3 protein-coding genes are annotated in these 1,922 nt (G+C 68.1%); 1 reads left to right on the top strand and 2 read right to left on the bottom strand.

The window, feature by feature from the left end; genetic code table 11:
* Positions 1–43 precede the first annotated feature (43 nt).
* Positions 44–274 carry a hypothetical protein gene (locus JYJ84_RS35430; RefSeq protein ID WP_041493471.1) on the top strand — a complete coding sequence of 77 codons (231 nt, stop codon included), beginning with the start codon at positions 44–46 and terminating at the stop codon, positions 272–274.
* 125 nt (positions 275–399) lie between these two features.
* On the opposite strand, the gene JYJ84_RS35425 is transcribed toward JYJ84_RS35430, so the two are convergent.
* Positions 400–1,101: an MBL fold metallo-hydrolase gene (locus JYJ84_RS35425; protein ID WP_174956061.1), complete on the bottom strand. Its 702-nt coding sequence runs from the start codon at positions 1,099–1,101 to the stop codon at positions 400–402.
* A 201-nt stretch (positions 1,102–1,302) separates the two neighbouring features.
* Positions 1,303–1,922, bottom strand: a 620-nt coding sequence (locus tag JYJ84_RS35420; protein ID WP_205190195.1) for an MFS transporter, incomplete at its 5' end; no start/stop codon positions are given.

Raw genomic sequence — 1,922 nt, 5'->3', positions numbered from 1 at the left:
AAGCTGGTATGCTGATCGCACCACGTTCACGCGGGAGGGTGCCATGGCAGCCAAGGAAGTCTCGAAGAAAAAGTACTTGAAGATCCTGAACAAACGCCTGCGCGCCGAGCCGGATGCCCCGGCTGGCGCGTCGTTCGCTTTCTACCCGCTGGGTGCGAAGGCGAAGCAGGCGACGGGCGTCGCGTCCAGCGAGCCGCGCAGCAAGCGCGAACTCGCGAAGATGGCCGCGATCCAGCGCAAGGCGGCGGAAGAGTTCGTCGTCACCGGCGCCTAGGCCGCGCCATCGTCGTTTGCGCGGCCGTCTGGCGGGCGCGCAAGCGGCTTTTCCTGTCGATCCCGATTCGATGCCGCGCGGGCGAACCGGCCCGCGCGCGGTGGTTTTTGCCGCCTCTTTTCCCGCTACGCGGCCGCCGCGTCGCAATGCGCGATCGCGCCGGCGAGCACGCGCGGGATATCGTGCGTGATGGCCGGGCCGTGCATCGGCAGGATGACGTCGAGATCGAGCGCCTCGATCCGGCGCAGCGCACTCGCCAGGTGCGCGAGCGACGGCAGGTAGTCCGAGCGCCGGATCGAATCCAGGATCGCCGGCAACGGGTCGTCCGTCGCTTCGTCGCCGAAGCGCATCAGGATGTCCGACGACAGCAGCGCCTTGTACGCCGGCAGATACACGACCAGCGCATCCCACTGATGGACATGCTTCGTGAAGATCGGCACGACGTCGATGCCGGAAATCGTCGTCGGCTCGCCGTCCTTCAGCGGCTTCGCGCGCACCCCGAAGATATCGGCCAGCCCGTGCGTGCAGATCGGATGCGCATACGCGACGAGCGCCGGATTGGCCGCGAGGAAATCGGGCAGGGCGCCCATCTCGTCAACCTCGAAATGCGGGACGATCACGCTGCTCACCATCGACGGCGTGATGCCGACGGTCGCGAGGCTCGCGGTCAGTTGTGGAAAATTGGAACGTGTGCCCGTTTCGATGCAGACGACGTCGCCGTTCGGCGAGCGGACGAAGAACTGGCTGAAGCCGAGCTTCAGCTTGTCGATATAGGTCGTTGCGCGAAACAGGCCGCTGCGGATTTCTTCGATACGGGCGTGGTCCATCGATGCGATCCTTGCGCGGGCAGTGGGGGCGGCTCACCGCGCGTCGCGCGATCGCCGCGATGCACCAGGGGCGCGCGACACGGAGCCTCGACGCAGTCTAGCAGCGTCGGTCCACGCGCGAATCCTGTCAGTTCACGCAGCAACCGGGCACGGCGCTGAGCGCCGTCCCGGCCGTCAGGAACCCCCGGGCTGATCCGGCGCTCAGGACAGCTTGTCCGCCGCCGCCGTGTACCGGCCGCCGCCACCTGCTCCGTCGCCTGCCGCCAGTTGCTCCAGCGCGAGCCCTTTCGTTTCGATCCCGAGCGTCCACACGGCGATCGCCGCCGCGACGAACGACAGTGCGCCGAGCGTGAACACGCCGCCCTGGCCGAACACCGGCAGCACGACGCCGACCACGTAAGGTCCGATCAGCGAGCCGACGCGCCCGATCGCCGACGCGAAGCCCGAGCCCGTCGCGCGCGCGCCGGTGCCGTACAGCTCGGGCGTGTACGTGTACAGCGCGGCCCACATCCCGAACAGGAAGAACTGCATCGCGAGGCCCGTGACGATCAGCAGCGTCGTGCTCCCGCCGTACAGCGCGCTCTGGCCGTACGCGTAGGCCATCACGCCGCCGCCGAGCAGCGACGCGATGCAGGTCGGCTTGCGCCCCCAGCGTTCGACGAGCCACGCGGCGCACAGGAAACCCGGCACGCCGCCGAGCGAGATCAGCACCGTATAGAACACCGATTTCGTGACCTCGAAGCCGGCCTGCTGCAGCAGCGCGCCGAGCCACGACGTGAGGCCGTAGAAGCCGAGCAGCGCGAAGAACCACAGCAGCCACA

The sequence above is a fragment of the Burkholderia sp. LMG 13014 genome, from assembly GCF_905232215.1.
Classification (GTDB): Bacteria; Pseudomonadota; Gammaproteobacteria; order Burkholderiales; family Burkholderiaceae; genus Burkholderia.
This window is presented reverse-complemented; position numbering and strand designations above follow the sequence as displayed.